At 61.3% G+C, this 16313-nt stretch carries 12 protein-coding genes; 1 reads left to right on the top strand and 11 read right to left on the bottom strand.

From position 1 onward, the window contains the following. Positions 1-6: 6 nt before the first annotated feature. The 7 genes from EU803_RS17630 to EU803_RS17600 all read right to left on the bottom strand — a co-directional run bounded on the left by EU803_RS17630 (position 7) and on the right by EU803_RS17600 (position 10440). Positions 7-822, bottom strand: coding sequence for a peptidylprolyl isomerase (locus EU803_RS17630; RefSeq protein WP_129685327.1), 816 nt, complete (start codon positions 820-822; stop codon positions 7-9). A gap of 4 nt (positions 823-826) precedes the next feature. Further along, entirely contained in the window at positions 827-1531 is a 705-nt protein-coding gene (gene narI / locus EU803_RS17625) for a respiratory nitrate reductase subunit gamma (protein WP_129685325.1), read from the bottom strand. An 11-nt stretch (positions 1532-1542) separates the two neighbouring features. Beyond that, on the bottom strand, positions 1543-2247 hold the full coding sequence (narJ, locus tag EU803_RS17620; protein WP_129685323.1) for a nitrate reductase molybdenum cofactor assembly chaperone: 705 nt from the start codon (positions 2245-2247) through the stop codon (positions 1543-1545). Then, positions 2247-3770, bottom strand: coding sequence for a nitrate reductase subunit beta (gene narH, locus EU803_RS17615; protein WP_129685321.1), 1524 nt, complete (start codon positions 3768-3770; stop codon positions 2247-2249). The genes narJ and narH overlap by 1 nt, the downstream gene beginning before the upstream one ends. Before the next feature lie 2 nt (positions 3771-3772). After that, positions 3773-7495 carry a nitrate reductase subunit alpha gene (locus EU803_RS17610; protein ID WP_129685319.1) on the bottom strand — a complete coding sequence of 1241 codons (3723 nt, stop codon included), beginning with the start codon at positions 7493-7495 and terminating at the stop codon, positions 3773-3775. 71 nt (positions 7496-7566) lie between these two features. After that, positions 7567-8958, bottom strand: coding sequence for a NarK family nitrate/nitrite MFS transporter (locus EU803_RS17605; RefSeq protein ID WP_129685317.1), 1392 nt, complete (start codon positions 8956-8958; stop codon positions 7567-7569). 69 nt (positions 8959-9027) lie between these two features. Next, positions 9028-10440, bottom strand: coding sequence for an MFS transporter (locus EU803_RS17600; RefSeq protein WP_129685315.1), 1413 nt, complete (start codon positions 10438-10440; stop codon positions 9028-9030). Between the two features lie 252 nt (positions 10441-10692). Here EU803_RS17600 and EU803_RS17595 point away from each other — a divergent pair, with 252 nt between their 5' ends. Then, complete coding sequence (locus EU803_RS17595) at positions 10693-11391, top strand: helix-turn-helix domain-containing protein (protein WP_129685313.1); 699 nt, start codon at positions 10693-10695, stop codon at positions 11389-11391. A gap of 281 nt (positions 11392-11672) precedes the next feature. Here EU803_RS17595 and EU803_RS17590 read toward each other — a convergent pair whose 3' ends face one another. The 4 genes from EU803_RS17590 to EU803_RS17575 form a co-directional block, all read right to left on the bottom strand. Next, positions 11673-12611: an ABC transporter permease gene (locus tag EU803_RS17590; protein WP_129685311.1), complete on the bottom strand. Its 939-nt coding sequence runs from the start codon at positions 12609-12611 to the stop codon at positions 11673-11675. 3 nt (positions 12612-12614) lie between these two features. Beyond that, on the bottom strand, positions 12615-13382 hold the full coding sequence (locus EU803_RS17585; protein WP_129685309.1) for an ATP-binding cassette domain-containing protein: 768 nt from the start codon (positions 13380-13382) through the stop codon (positions 12615-12617). 67 nt (positions 13383-13449) lie between these two features. Beyond that, entirely contained in the window at positions 13450-14412 is a 963-nt protein-coding gene (locus EU803_RS17580; protein WP_165352896.1) for a sugar ABC transporter substrate-binding protein, read from the bottom strand. A 150-nt stretch (positions 14413-14562) separates the two neighbouring features. After that, positions 14563-16266: an extracellular solute-binding protein gene (locus EU803_RS17575; protein ID WP_129685305.1), complete on the bottom strand. Its 1704-nt coding sequence runs from the start codon at positions 16264-16266 to the stop codon at positions 14563-14565. Positions 16267-16313 lie beyond the last annotated feature (47 nt).

Raw genomic sequence — 16313 nt, 5'->3', positions numbered from 1 at the left:
GCGCCGTCAGGCGCGTGCGTCTTTGGTATCTGATTTGAGGGTTGCGCCAACGATCTCGGCCTTATCCACAAGCTGATCAAGAAAAGCCTTGGCGGCGCGGGACCACGCGGCCTTTTCCCAGGCTTCGGCAATCTTCGGGCGGACGGTCTCGTAGGGCAGCACATGGGTGGGCGCGGCGGCGTCCATCCGGATGATGTGCCAGCCATGCCGAGACAGGACCGGCGCGGCCGTGATCTCGCCCTCGGACAGGGTTCGAAGCGCGGCTTCGAATTCAGGCACGGTGTCGCCCGGACCCAACTGGCCAAGTGTCCCACCTGCCGATTTCGATCCGCAGTCGCTGTAGTCCTTGGCAAGCCGGCCAAAGCCGCGCGGGTTGCCCAGCGCCTCGGTGGTCAGGGTCTCGGCCCGCTTGCGGGCGGCCTCGGTTGCCTCGGGCTGGCGTGGGTCGCAGGCAATCAGGATATGTGACACCTCCCACAACGGGGCCGAGCGGAACCGCTCCGGGTTTCTGGCCCATTCCCAGTGGAGTGTCTCCTCGTCTGGTTCGGAAATGTCGATCGCCTGATCGAGAAGGCCCCGGATCAGGGCCTCCTCCTCGGTTTCAAAGCGGCCCGGCCCAACCTCGGCCGGGTCGGAGGTAATCCCGCGCCGCCGCGCCTCTTGCAGCAGCAGGGTGCGGGTGGCAATGGCATTAGCCGCCTTGCGCCACGCCAGACCGGGTTTGTCCTTGGGCGCGTCGTGGTTCTGCGCTTCCTGCGCGATGACGGCCTGCGGGACGGTTTCGCCGTTGATCACCAGATCGGGGAATAGCGGGGCGGTCATCCGGTCACTCCGCCGGATGGCGACGCTTGCGCGACCGCACGATCTGATAGCCGGGCCGGTTGAACAGATATCGGATCGGCGCGCCAAAGCCGGACAGGATATGCACCAAGCGGGTGAAGGGGAACACAAGGAAGATCGTCAGCCCGAGGAACAGGTGCAGTTTGAAGATCAGCGCGGCGTGTTCGATGTAACTGGCCGCCTGCCCGTCGAAGGTAAAGATCCCCTGCGCCCAGGACATGAACAGAGTCATTTCGTGACCGTCGAGGTGCTGAAGCGAGACATAGATCGTGCCCAGCCCCAGCACGAGTTGTGCCAGTAGCAGCAACAGGATCGCCGTGTCGGCAAAGCTGGAAGTGACGCGGATGCGCGGATCGGTCCAGCGACGGTGAAACAGCATCAGCCCGCCGATCAGGGCCATCGCACCGGCGATCCCGCCCGCGACAACCGCCAGAAGCTGTTTGGCCCCGTGGCTGACGCCGATGGCGTCGAACACCCAGATCGGGGTCAGAAGCCCGACCAGATGCCCGAAAAAGATGACCAGAACGCCGACGTGAAACAGGATCGACCCCCAGATCAACTGCTTGCGGCGCAGCATCTGGCTGGACGAGGTTTTCCATGTGAACGGGTCACGGTCGTATCGCGCGATCGACCCGATGATCAGGACGGACAGGGCGATGTAGGGGTAGATACCAAAAAGGAAATTATGCATCTCGGCCTCCGTTATTCCGCGGCAACGCGGGGGTCGGGGTTGATGGGCTGATCCATGCGGGTCAGCATGTCGCGGACCTGCGGGCAGCCTGCGTTCGGATCGGGACCAAAGCGCACCTCGCTTTCCTCCCAGACCGCGTCGAGCGCCTCCAGATCGTTCGGGTCCACCTCGGGCTGGTCGAGAAGTTCCGCGACCGCCTCCTTGTCCGCTTTCGCGCCCGACAGCTGCAAAAGGGCGGCGAACACGGCAGCATAGGGGCTTTCACGCCGGGCAAGCCGGGCGCTGAGGGCCTCGAAAATATGCGCCGCGTCCGCCAAGGTTTCCTGAGCTTCACTGTGGGAACGCGTGGCCAGGAATTCGAGAAGGACCGGAAGATGATCCGGCAGTTCCGAGGTAACGGGTTCGAACCCGCCGTCCCGATAGGTTTCCAGAAGCGACACCATCGCCCCGCCCCGGTCCCGGCTTTCGCCGTGGACATGTTCGAACAGGTTGAGCGAGAGGGTGCGCGACCGGTCGAACAGCATCACGAATTGCTCTTCGAGGTCATAGATGTCCCGCCCGCTCAGCTCCTCCACCAGCGGGCGCAACGCCCGGCGCGCGGCGGCGGTCAGCCGGGTGTCGGCGGCAAGGACGCCCCCGATTTCCGGCATGGCCTGCTGCAATTCGCGCGTCGGGTAACTCAGGATCAGCGAAAGAGCTTTCAGGGTCCGGTCCATCACATCACCTCCGTCGGCATCTTAAGGGGTTTCTTGGAACCGCCGAACAGCGATCCCTTGGAAAGGCCGGTCGAACAGCCGTTGCTGTCGGTAAACCCGCATCCGCCACGCAGGTCGTAGGCATCCTCGACCTGTTCACGGTGAGTGGTCGGGATCACGAAGCGGTCCTCGTAATCCGCAAGCGCCATGATCTTGTACATGTCTTCGATCACCCGACCACTCAGGCCGACGCTTGCGGCAACGGCTTCGTCGGTTACTCCGTCCACGGTTTTTGCCCGCATGTAGGCACGCATCGCCAGCATCCGTTCAAGGGCGGCAGCGACGGGCGCCTCGTCCCCGGCGGTCAGCATATTAGCCAGATAGCGCAGCGGGATACGCAGGGACCGCACGTCCGGCATGGCGCCGTCGCTGCCGATCGCGCCCGCCTCTGCCGCGTTCTGAATAGGCGACAGCGGTGGGATATACCAAACCATCGGCAGGGTCCGGTATTCAGGATGCAGCGGGAAGGCGACCTTCCATTCCATCGCCATTTTCCAGATCGGGCTTTCCTTGGCCGCCTTGATCCAATCCTCCGGCACGCCTTCGGACCGGGCCGCGGCGATCACCTCGGGGTCGTTTGGATCAAGGAAGACGCCAAGCTGCGCATCGTAAAGGTCGGTCTTGTCCTCGACCGAGGCCGCCTCGGCGATCTTGTCGGCGTCATAGAGCATCACGCCAAGATAGCGGATGCGGCCGACGCAGGTTTCCGAACAGACCGTCGGGTTACCCGATTCAATGCGCGGATAGCAGAGCGTGCATTTCTCGGATTTTCCGGTCGACCAGTTGTAATAGACCTTCTTGTAGGGGCAGCCGGACACGCACATCCGCCAGCCCCGGCATTTTTCCTGATCGATCAGGACGATCCCGTCCTCTTCGCGCTTGTAGATCGCGCCCGAGGGGCAGGATGCGGCACAGGCCGGGTTCAGGCAGTGTTCGCACAGTCGGGGGAGATACATCATGAAGGTGTTCTCGTATTCCCCGTAGATCTGTTTCTGGATGCCTTCGAAATTGTAATCCTCGGACCGTTTGGCGAATTCGCCGCCCAGGATTTCCTCCCAGTTGGGGCCCTTTTCGATCTTCTGCATCCGTTCCCCGGTGATCTTCGACCGGGGCCGGGCGGTGGGGAAGGCCTTCATCTCGGGGGCCGATTTCAGGTGGTCGTAGTCGAAATCGAAGGGTTCATAGTAGTCGTCGATTTCCGGCAGGTCCGGGTTGGCGAAGATATTCGCAAGGATGCGCCATTTGGCACCCTGCTTGGGCTGCAACTTGCCCGACTTCGTCCGCACCCAGCCGCCGTTCCAGCGGTCCTGATTTTCCCAGTCGGTCGGATAGCCGGTCCCCGGCTTGGTCTCGACGTTGTTGAACCATGCGTATTCGACGCCGTCGCGGCTGGTCCAGACGTTCTTGCAGGTGACTGAACAGGTGTGGCAGCCGATGCATTTGTCGAGGTTCAGCACCATGCCAATTTGTGCACGTACCTTCATGATTATGCCTCCTTTCCGGTGGCTTCTTCATCAAGCCAGTCGACGTTCTTCATCTTTCGGACGACAACGAATTCATCCCGGTTCGATCCGACGGTTCCGTAGTAGTTAAAGCCATAGGACTGCTGGGCGTAGCCGCCGATCATATGCGTGGGCTTGAGCACCGCGCGGGTCACGGAATTGTGGATACCGCCCCGGTTCCCGGTCTTCTCGGACCCCGGCGTATTCACGATCTTTTCCTGCGCGTGATACATGAAGGTCGTGCCTTCCTTGATCCGCTGCGACACGACGGCCCGCGCCGTCAGCGCGCCGTTCACGTTGTACAGTTCGATCCAGTCGTTATCGACGATCCCGACCGACTTCGCGTCCACCTCGGACAGCCAGACCACCGGTCCGCCCCTGTTCAGCGTCAGCATCAACAGGTTGTCGGAATAGGTGCTGTGGATGCCCCATTTCTGGTGGGGGGTGATGAAGTTCAGCACGAGGCTGTCGCCCGCATCCTGCACGTCCTTGGTGATGGTCTTGAGGTCCACCGGCGGCCGGTAAGACATGAAGCCTTCGCCAAACGCCCGCATCCACAGGTGATCCTGATACAGCTGCTGGCGTCCGGTCAGTGTCCGCCATGGGATCAGCTCGTGGACGTTGGTATAGCCCGCGTTATAGCAGACCTTCTCGCTTTCTAGCCCCGACCATGTCGGCGACGAGATGATCTTGCGCGGCTGCGCGGCGATATCGCGGAACCGGATCTTCTCGTCTTCCTTGGGCAGGGCAAGGTGGGCATGTTCGCGGCCTGTGATGGCCGACAGGGCCTCCCATGCCTTCACCGCGACCTCGCCGTTGGTTTCCGGGGCCAGCATCAGCACGACCTCAGTCGCGTCGATGTCGGTGACGATCTTGGCGCAACCCTTGGCCGGGCCGTCTTCCCAGACGCCGTTCAGATCGCGCAGGTGCTGCACCTCGTGGTCGGTCTTCCACGAAATGCCCTTGCCGCCATTGCCCAGCTTGTCCATCAGCGGCCCAAGCGCGACAAAGCGGTCGTAAAGCGCGGGGTAGTCCCGTTCGACCGGGATGTAGTTCGGTGCGGTCTTGCCCGGGATCAGGTCGCATTCGCCCTTCTTCCAGTCCTTGACCTGATCCTGCGCCAGTTCGCCCGGCGTGTCGTGCAGGATCGGCAGGGCGACGATGTCGGTCTCCTTGCCAAGGATCTCCGGCGCGACTTCTTGGAACTTCCTGGCGATGGCCTTGAAGATTTCCCAGTCGGATTTGCTCTCATACGCCGGGTCAACAGCCGCCTGAAGCGGGTGGATGAACGGGTGCATGTCGCTGGTGTTCAGGTCGTTCTTTTCATACCAGCTGGCCGTTGGCAGCACGATGTCGGAATAGACCGCAGTGGTGCTCATCCGGAAGTCGATGGTCACCAGCAGGTCCAGCTTGCCGCGCGGGGCGTCGCTGTGCCACTTGGCTTCCTTCGGCAGTTGCCCGCCTTCCTCGCCCAGATCCTTGCCCATGACCCCGTGATCGGTGCCCAGCAGGTGCTTGAGGAAGTATTCGTGCCCTTTGCCGGACGATCCCAGAAGGTTCGACCGCCAGACAAACAGGTTGCGCGGCCAGTTTTCCGGTGCGTCGGGGTCTTCGCAGGACATCTCCAACTCGCCGGACTTCAGCTGTTCGGCGACGTAGGCGGGGATCTCCTTGCCCGCCGCCTTGGCGGCCTTTGCGACCTCCAGCGGGTTGGTCTTCAACTGCGGGGCGGAGGGCAGCCAACCCATCCGTTCGGCCCGGATGTTGTAGTCGATCATCGACACGTCCCAATCGCCCTCGGGAGCGGTGGGCGACAGGATTTCACCAGCCGTCAGCGTCTCGTAGCGCCACTGGTCGGTGTGCGCATACCAGGCGCTGGTCGAGTTCATGTGGCGCGGCGGGCGGCCCCAATCCAGTGCAAAGGCCAAGGGCAGCCAGCCGGTCTGCGGCCGCAGCTTTTCCTGTCCCACATAGTGCGCCCAGCCGCCGCCGGACTGACCCACGCAACCGCACATCACCAGCATGTTGATGACGCCGCGATAGTTCATGTCCATGTGGTACCAGTGGTTCATCGCCGCGCCGATGATGATCATCGACTTGCCGTTGGTCTTTTCGGCGTTCAGCGCGAAGTCACGGGCGACATGGGCGATCTTGTCGGCGGAGACGCCGGTGATCTTTTCCGCCCAGGTCGGGGTGCCCGGCACGTCATCGGAATATTTCGTCGCGACCCAATCGCCGCCCAGACCCCGGTCCAGCCCGTAGTTGGCGCAGAACAGGTCGAACACGGTGGCGACCATTTCCGTCTTGCGGCCGATCTTGATCTTCTTGACCGGCACGTTCTTGGTCAGGATGTTCGGGCGTTTGTCCCCGGTCGAGAAGGTCTCGGTCGCGTCGGCGCCGAAATAGGGAAAGTCGATCCCGACCACATCGTCGTGGTCCTCTTCAAGGACGAAGGACATCGACAGGTCGGTGTCCGCCTCGGCGGCGCGGGTTTCAAGGTTCCACTTGCCCGCCTCGCCCCAGCGATATCCGATGGCGCCGTTCGGGCTGACCAGCCCGCCGGATGTGCGATCCCAGGCGACCGTCTTCCATTCGGGGTTGTTCTTTTCGCCCAGCTTTCCGGTCAGGTCATCGGCCCGCAGGAACCGGCCCGGCACCAGTTGGCCGTCCTTTTCCTCGATCCGGACCAGCATGGGGAAGTCGCTGTATTTGCGGCAGTAATCGGTGAAATATTCGGACTGCCGGTCAAGGTGGAATTCCCGCAGGATCACATGGCCAAAGGCCATCGCCAACGCGGCATCCGTGCCCTGCTTGGCGTTCAGCCAGACATCGCCGAACTTGGCGGCTTCGGAATAGTCGGGGCAGATCACGGCGGACTTGGTGCCGCGATAGCGCGCCTCGGTATAGAAATGGGCGTCCGGGGTCCGGGTCTGGGGCACGTTCGACCCCCAGAGGAGCAGGTAGCCCGCGTTGTACCAATCGGCGCTTTCCGGCACGTCGGTCTGTTCGCCCCATGTCATCGGGCTGGCGGGGGGAAGATCGCAATACCAATCATAGAAGGACATGCAGACGCCACCCAGCAGCGACAGGTAGCGCGACCCGGCAGCATATGAAATCATCGACATGGCCGGGATCGGCGAGAAGCCGAACACCCGGTCCGGGCCATAGGTCTTGGCGGTATAGGCGTTTGCGGCGGCCGTGATCTCGGTCGCTTCGTCCCAGCTGGCCCGGACGAACCCGCCCTTTCCGCGCGTTTCGACATAGCCATTGCGCAGGACCGGGTCGTTCTGGATCGCGGTCCAGGCGGCGATCGGGGACATGGTTTCGCGCATCCGCCGCCAGACCTTCAGCAGGCGGCCCCGGATCAGCGGGTTTTTCACCCGGTTCGCGGAATAGAGATACCAGCTGTAGGACGCGCCGCGGGCGCAGCCGCGCGGTTCATGGTTGGGCAGGTCGGGCCGGGTCCGGGGATAATCCGTCTGCTGGGTTTCCCAGGTCACGATCCCGGATTTGACGTAGATCTTCCACGAACAGGATCCGGTGCAGTTCACCCCGTGGGTCGAGCGGACGATCTTGTCGTGCCGCCAGCGGTTTCTATAGGTGTCCTCCCAGTCGCGGTTTTCGCGGGTCGTCTGGCCGTGGCCGTCGGAAAAACGGTCCAGTTCCTTGGACGAGAGGAAGTTCAATCTGTCGAGCAGGTGGCTCATCTCAACTCTCCTTGGGGTGTCGGCGGCCCCGCGCGGTTGCCCGCGCAGGGCACATGGCGTTCAGCGGGTGCTCAGCACGAGACCGGCGCGTTCTTGCGGCTGTAGAAGATCCAGGTGATCACGACGCAGACGATGTAGAAGACCAGGAAGCCCCAAAGCGCGCCGTGCGGCTGGCCCGTCATGCCGATCGAGGTCCCGTAGGCCTTGGGGATGAAGAAGGCCCCGTAGGCGGCAATGGCGCTGGTGAAGGCGATGATCGCGGCGCTTTCCCGTTCGGTCGTGCGCTGGATGTCCGCCGGGTCACCATTGGGCATCAGGCGGGGGATTTCCTGTTTCATGATCGAGGGGATCATCTGGAAGGTCGAGGCGTTGCCGACACCGGTCAGGAAGAATAGCGCCATGAAGCAGGCGAAGAAGCCCCAGAAGTTGCCCGCATAGTCGCCCGAGGGCAGGAACTGCAGCACGCCCCAGACCGCGACGATCATGCCCAGGAAGACCCAGAAGGTCACCCGGCCACCGCCGAACTTGTCCGAGACCCAGCCGGTCGCGGCCCGGCTGAGCGCGCCGACAAGCGGCCCGAGGAAGGCATAGGACAGCACGTTCACGTCCGGGAACTGCGTCTTCATCAGCAGCGGGAAGCCCGCCGAGTAGCCGATGAAGCTGCCGAAGGTGCCGGTGTAGAGGATACACATCACCCAGTTGTGGAACCGCTTGAGAATGGTCAGCTGGTCGCCCAGCGATGCCTTGGCATCGGCGATGTCATTCATCCCGAACCAGGCCGCGATGGCGCTGACAAGGATGAAAGGCACCCAGATGAAGCCCGCGTTCTGAATCCACAGCTGGCTGCCGTCCGACAGGGTGACGGGGGCGCCACCGATTGCGCCGAAGACACCGGCGGTGATGACCATCGGCACGACGAATTGCATGACCGACACGCCAAGGTTGCCAAGGCCCGCGTTCAGCGCCAGCGCGTTGCCCTTCGTGGCCTTAGGGTAGAAATAGGCGATGTTCGCCATGGAGGACGCAAAGTTGCCGCCGCCAAAGCCGCACATCAGGGCAAGGGCAAGGAACATCGCATAGGGGGTTTCCGGGTTCTGAACCGCGAACCCGATCCCAAGCGCCGGAAGCAGCAACGAGAGGCTGGACAGTGTCGTCCATTTCCGCCCGCCGAAGATCGGGATCATGAAGCTGTAGAAGATCCGCAGCGTCGCGCCCGACAGCCCCGGCAGGGCCGCCAGCCAGAACAGCTGCCCGGTGGTATAGTTGAACCCGATCGCGGGCAGCTTCGCCACGACGACCGACCAGACCATCCAGACCGAAAAGGCCAGAAGCAGGTTCGGGATCGAGATCCAGAGGTTGCGGGTTGCAATGGATTTGCCCTTGTCGGCCCAGAACTGCGGGTCTTCGGGGCGCCAGTCGATCAGGGTGTGCCCCTGCTGGCCGGATGTTGCGGTGATCGCCATTGTTATGTCCTCGCGGGTTGGCGTTTTCTGTGTGGGGCGGCCGGTTCGCCGACCGCCCCGCGTATCGGCCTAGCTGGCCGGATGTTGCGTGGTCTTGGTCCGGGCGATGGCCTGAAGCCCTTCTTCAAGGGCGGCGTTCGCCCGTTCGGCCTTGGCCCGAAGCGTGTTGATGTTCGCGGCGGCGAAATTGGCGCGCTCTTCGTCTTCCTGCCGGGTCGAGAAGCGGACGAAGAAGGCAAGGAAAGAGGCGCAGGTGACGACGATCCCGAGGATCAGGAAGGCCTGGCTCCAGTCGATCATGTTCTTGAACAGGAAGCCCGCCAGAACCGCCCCGGCGTTGCCGCCTGCCCCGACCACGCCGGCAACCGCGCCAAGGGCCTTCTTGTTGATGAAGGGAACCACCGAGTAGGTCGCGCCTTCGGACATCTGCGTGAACAGTGAGAAGACGATCAGTGCCGGCAGAGCCAGGAACAACACCTGCATCTGGCTGAACACCATCAGCGCGCAACCTTCGAACAACAGGCAGATGAACAGCCAGAAGCTGCGGCCGCGCAGCCCCCAAAGGGCGCCGAAGTTGTCACCGAAGATCCCGCCCAGCGTCCGGGCGAAAAGGTTCATCAGGCCGAAAGAGGCGGCGACGAAACCGGCGGCGATCAGGCTCAGGTCGAAGTAATCGGCGAAGTAGAGGGCGGCCACGTTGTTGACCGTCAGTTCGATCCCGAAACAGGCCCCGTAGATCACGAACAGCACCCAGACCCGGGGGTCCTTCAGGGCATGCATGTAGTTGCCGGTGACCTTTTTCTTTTCTTCCATCAGGCCCTTGGCGCGCAGGTCGTCAAAGTTGCCGTCCGGCGCGTCCTGCGTGAGGAAGTAATAGGCGATCCCGATCAGGAAGATGATGACGCCGACGACGACCATGGACAGGCGCCAGCCGACCGCTTCGGAAAACCCGAACCCGATCACGAAAACCGAGAACAAGAGCGGCATGACAAACTGCGTGACACCGCCCCCCAAGTTGCCCCAGCCTGCCGAGGTCGCGTTCGCCTGACCCACAACGTTCGGCGCGAACATCACGCTGGTGTGGTATTGGGTGATGACGAAGGACGCCCCGATCCCGCCGATCAGAACCCTGAAAAACAGGAAGCTTTCAAAGTTCCACGACAGGCCGATGCCCATCACCGGGAAGGCGCCAAGGATCAATAGCCAAGTATAGGCCTTCCGCGGCCCGATCCGGTCGCACAGCCAGCCGATGAACAGCCGCGCAAAGATCGTGATCGACACCGACCCGATAATGGCCCAGCCGATCTGATCCTTTGTCAGCTGCAATTCGTCCCGCACCACCGCCATCAGCGGCGCGATCCCGAACCATGCAAAGAAGCACGAGAAAAACGCGAACCACGTCATGTGGAAGGTTCTGATCTGCGGCATCCTGACGTTCAGGAAGTTCGACCACAGTGCCGTGGCCTTATTCTGTAGTTCCATTTCTGTCCCTCCAATTTCCGGCGAGTCATGCGCCTGTCTTGGGTCGGGACCCTGATGCGGGGGAAACGGGAAAGGGTGTTTGATCTGGATCAGAATCCAAAGAAAAATGTTTAAAATAAATGACTTAGCGAAAAATGTCAAAGTGTTTGGCGGGGCGAGTCAAATCGGCCCGAAACCATTCTCAATTGGATACTTGACAAATATCAAGTGAGCGGATCACTTAGTGCCTTACGCCACGGGGAAGCGGTGCATATGCCAAGATCATACTTTGACGACGTCCGGCGGCTGCACTTGTTCGCGAAGATGTCACAAGACAGCTTTGACACCCTGATGCGCGGCTCCTACGTGCAGAACTTCCCGCCGCAGATCGACATGATCCACGAAGGCGAGACCAGCGATTTCCTGCATGTGGTTCTGAGCGGAGCGGTGGAACTTTATTCAAGCTGGAGCAATCGCGAGACGACGATGGCGATTGTCCGGCCAATCTCGACCTTCATTCTTGCCGCGACGATCAAGAATGCCCCCTACCTCATGTCCGCCCGCACCGTCGAGAAAAGCCGGATCGCCCTGATCCCCAGTCAGGACGTCCGCGCCGCATTCGATGACGACAGCGATTTCGCCCGGGCCATCGTGACGGAACTGGCCCAGTGCTACCGCGCGGTCGTGAAGTCGCAGAAGGATATAAAGCTGCGGACCTCTCTGGAACGTCTGGCCAACTATATCGTCCGTCAGCATGTGCGCGAAGGCGGGGCCAATGAATTCGATCTTCCCTTCGAAAAGCGAACCCTGTCGTCGCTTCTTGGGATGACGCCGGAAAACCTCAGCCGGGCCTTCAAGAACCTTGTCCCCTATGGCGTCACCGTCGATGGCCGGCGGATCAGGATTGAAGACCTCAATATCCTGAAGGCGTTCGCAAAGCCCGATCCGCTTATAGACGACAGGGCAAGCTAGGGCGTTCGTTTCATCTGAACCCTGCAGAAGACGATTCACTGGCGGTTCAGTATCGGGCACAGCCGATTTGCAGTCACCGGGCAAGGCACGCCCCCGGCCGGTCACCAGCCAGGGATCAGGTATCGGCTGACTTTGGCAAGCGTATCGGCGCTTCGGTCGTGATGCTTCTCAACAAAATCAAGCTTGTCGAGCATGCAGGCCGCCGATCCCACCGGACCCGCAAACGATGACGGGCCGGTTGAGGGAGCGTGTCTCCTCAACCGGCCCGCCAAGATATCCTGCTATCGGGCGGACGATTTCAGGTTGTCGAGCCAGACCGCGACGATGATCACGACACCGATCAACACCTGCTGGTAGAAGGACGAGATCCCCAGGATGTTCAGACCATTGGTAATCATCGCCATGATCAGCGCCCCGATCAGGGCCGTCAGGACAATACCCCGCCCACCGACAAAGCTGACGCCGCCGATGATCACCGCCGCGATGGCCTGAAGCTCGATCGCCTGGGCGACGCTTGGCGGGGTTGCCGCCAGTCGGCCGGTCATGACCACCGCCGCAAGTGCGGCCAGAAACCCGCTGAGGGCATAGATCTTGACCTTCTGGCGATCCACAGGGATCCCCTGAAGCCGTGCCACGCGTTCATTGCCGCCGATGGCATAGACGTGGCGACCAAAGACTGTCTTGTGCATCATGATCCCGACGACAAGGAAGGTCACGATCACGAAATACAGCGGGATGGGCAGCCCGAGAAGCTTGGCGTTGCCGATGTACAGGAACAGCGGCGACAGGACCGGATGCGATACCCCGCCGGTGATCGCAAGGGCCATGCCACGGGCGATCCCCAGCATCCCCAGCGTGGCGATGAACGGCGGGATCTTTGCACGGGTGATGACCATGCCATTGATCCAGCCCGCGAAGGTTCCGGCCAAAAGGCCTGCGAACATCGCAAGGGTCGGGTTCACGTCCATCTGGATCAAGGTGCCGATCACAACGGCCGAGAAGGCCAGAACAGAGCCGACCGAAAGGTCGATCCCGCCCGAGATGATCACCACCGCCTGTCCCGCCGCGAGGATGGCCACAATCGACACCTGTTTTGACAGGTTGGTCATATTGCCGACCGTCATGAAGAAGGGCGACAGGAAGGACAAGATCACCGCCATCAGAACGGCGACCAACAGGATCCAGACGACAGGGTTGGATTTCAGTTTGGCAATACCCATGACCTATGCCTCTTCCTTGTCTTGTGCATGTTCGACCGGGCGGCCCGAGATGATCATCGAAACGATCTCGTCCTGGGTGAAGTTCCGCGTCGGTGCCGTAATCACATTTTGCCCGCCGTGCAGGATCGTGATCCGGTCCGTGAAATTATAGACTTCGTGGATATCGTGGCTGATCCAGATGATCCCGATGCCCTGCTTTTTCAGCTCGACGGTCAGATCCATGACCATCTTGCTTTCTTCCATGCCTAAGGCCGCGGTCGGTTCGTCCATGATCAGGATCTTGGTGTCGAAATGCACCGCGCGGCTGATCGAGATGGCCTGCCGTTGTCCGCCGGACATGGTCTCGACCTCGGTATCAAGCGACTTGATGCGGATGTTCAACTTGCTGAGCGCGCGTTCGGTCTCGGCCTTCATGGTCTTCTTGTCCAGAAAGCCCCATTTGCTGATTTCCCGCCCCATGTAGAGGTTGGAGGGCGCGTTCAGATTTCCGCACAGCGCGAGTTCCTGATAGATCGTTTCGATCCCGAAGGCGCGTGCGTCGTTGGGGTCGCTGATATGGGCCTCGTGCCCATTGACGAAAATCGCCCCTTCGGTCGCGGTCTCGGCGCCTGCCAGGATCTTGATCAGGGTGGATTTCCCCGCCCCGTTGTGCCCCAGCACACCCAGCACTTCGCCGGGGTAAAGTTCGAGACTGGCATTCGTCAGCGCCTGAAGCCCGCCGAAGTTCTTCGAGATGTGTCTCATTTCCACGAGTGGGTCCGGACCAGACATGTCGATGCTCTCCTCTTGTAAAAAAGGTGGCCGGGCGCACCCGACCACCTGTTGTCGCAGCCGATGATTAGTCGAGTTCGATGCCGCGGCTGGCAAGGTATTCGTCAGTGACGTCCTCGGCAGTCATGATCGAGGATTCGACGACGATCCAGTCATCCAGCTCTGCGCCTTCAGTGACGAGGCGATAGGCGGCCATGACAGCCTCGTAGCCGACGCGGTCGGTGTTACCGTCGATGGTGGCGTCCAGATCGCCTGCCCGCAGCGAGGCAAGCGCCGAGGGGATCGCGTCGTCGCCGACGACGATGACCTGATCCGACAGGCCCGCGCCCTTCACGGCCTGAACCGCACCCAGCGCCATCAGGTCGTTGGACCCGAGAATGGCATCCACTTCAGGGTGGGCTTGCAGAATGTCCTCTGCGGCCTTCAGCCCTTTTTCCTGATCCCAGTCGGCGGAGATGGATGCGACGACTTCGATCCCTTCGTAGGAATTGAACACGTCCATCATGCCGTTGAGACGCAATTCAGCGGTCGAGCTGCCGCGGAAGCCTTCCAGAATTGCGACCTGACCTTCGCCGCCCAGCTGTTCGACAACCCATTCGGCCATTCCGGCGAAAGAGGTGCGTTCGTCCAGACCGACAAAGGTTTCGACCTGGGCCGGACCATCGTCAACCTTCGTGTCCGCAGTGATGACCGGAATGCCAAGCGCATTCGCTTCCATCACCTTGGGGATCAGCGCGGTGCCGTTCATCGGAACCAGCACGATCGCGTCATGACCTTTGACAAGTTCGGATTCAACGACGGCGATCTGCCCCTCGATGTCACCGTTATATTCGGCGGATACATAGGACAGGTTAATGCCCAGTTCCTCGGCCGCGCGCAGCGCGCCGTCGCCCATGCGGGCGTAGTACGGGTTGTTCATGTCCTTGACGATGAAGGCCATGCTGATGTCTTGGGCATAGGCGCCGGTCGTCGCCACGCCGGTGGCGAGTGCGGCGACTGCCGTCAGCTTGGTCAGTGTGTTGCGTAGCATTAGGTTCTCCTCCCTGAGTTCTGTTGCAGATCCGCGCCGATCTCCCGTCCGACGAGGTTCCCAACCTTCCGTATGTTCAAGGTGCACCTGACCCATGCGACAGATCGACGCCCAAGATATCCAAAATGAATCTAATCTCTCGAGCATCCATCAATAGTGCCCGTTCTCGCGCATCAGCGTGTCAATCCGGGTCTGCGCCTTGCGCAGGGCGCCGTCGACGGTGGCTTCTCCTTGCAGCATCATGAAAATTTCGTCGCCGAGGATCGAAAGCACATTGCTGAATTCCGGGATCGGCGGCCGTGGCCAGGTCTGCAATTCGCCGCGTCGTTCCATTGCATCGACTTCGCCGATCAGGGCGCTGCTTGCCTGCACCTCGGGGTCGGCGCTGGTCGAGAATCGGGGTGAGGTCAGATTGCCGTTCAACACGTACCATTTCAGCAGTTCAGGGCGGGTCAGATATTCCATGACCTTCCAGGATGTCTTGCGGCGCTGCGTGTCCAGCTTGGCCGGTATCGCAAGGGAAAAGCCCCCGATGGGCGACACGGTCCTTGCCCCCGGCCCATGCGGGTGCGCCACGAATTTCACGTTGTTGTGGGCGGGCGATGTTTCGTCCAGTTCGAAGGCCGCGGCCCGGATGCTCCAGCCATAGGTCATGGCCGCATGGCCCTTGGCAAAGATCCTAATGCGCCGATCCCAGTCGCAAACCATGCTTTCCTTGTGGCTGAACTGCGCCAGTTCTATCAGGAATTTCGCCGCATCTCTGGCGGTTTCAGTGTCCAGTTGGGGCCGGTAGTTTTCCCCCTCGATCTCGGTCACGTCGAAATCATCCCCTAGCCGTCTGAGGTTGATGATTGGCTGGCCAAAATCCGCGAGGGTCTGGATAAAAGTATGCGCCAGTGGCGTCCCGCGGCCGTAGTTCATGACGATGCCTGACAGGTTGAGCGAGGAACGGTGCAGAACTCGGGCGGCGAATAGGATGTCATCGGTCGTGCGAGGCACCGGCAGACCGGCTTCGGAAAACAGGTCGGACCGGTAGAACAACAGCTCTGCCGTGGGCTGGATCGGCAGGCCATATTGCTTGCCCTGCCAAGACGATCCGCGAAAGGCCGCGTTGTGAAAATCGGACGGGTTATGGCGCGATTCCTGCATCACGTCGTTGATCGGTTCGATGATATTCTGGGTCGCCAGCTGCCCGATCCAGGGCAAGTCCACGGCGATCAGATCATAACGCGAATTCGGTCGTTCGGCGTTTTTCATGATCTCGCCATGCAGCTCGTCCAGCGGCAGATTGACGATTTCGATGTCCCCGCCGCAGAATTCATCCAAATTGGATGAAAACTCGCTCAGGGTCTTGAAAGTCGGGTCCTTGGGGCTGAGAATCCGGAACGTCTTGCCCTTGCCGATCCCGGATCGCATGGCCGAGGGATAGGGCAGAATGCGCGAGGCCATGTAGTAGCCGCCGAAGTAGAAATCGCCGATCTCGCTGTCGCCGGTGTTGAAGCCGAATGTAGTCCCCACCACCGACTTGAGCTGCATCGCAAAGCTTTCGAACTCGGTGATCAGCTTGGCGGTGGGATGCAGCGAAAAGGACCGCCCGGTCTCTGACCGTGGCCGTTTGTGCAACAAACCCTCGTCGATCAACTCGCTGATCCGGCGCATGGCGGTGCCATAGGGGACCTCTGCCGCCAGGGCCGCCGAAGACACCAGCGTCAGCTTGCCTTCAAGATGTCGGCGCACGGCGTAAGAGATGATGTTCCAGCGTGGATCGACCGTGGCCAGCGGCGTCCGCTTTTCCGAGATTTCCCGGTTGGAATCGACGAATTTCAGAATCCTGAGAAGTTCTTCGCGGGTCATGGTCGCCCCCTGGGGCTTGTTTCGTTTTTGCCAGCCGCCTGTCCCGC

The organism is Loktanella sp. IMCC34160, from assembly GCF_004145845.1.
In the GTDB taxonomy this organism is placed as follows: Bacteria; Pseudomonadota; Alphaproteobacteria; order Rhodobacterales; family Rhodobacteraceae; genus SELP01.
Note: the sequence above shows the minus strand (reverse complement) of the source record. Positions and strands in the feature narration are given on the sequence as shown.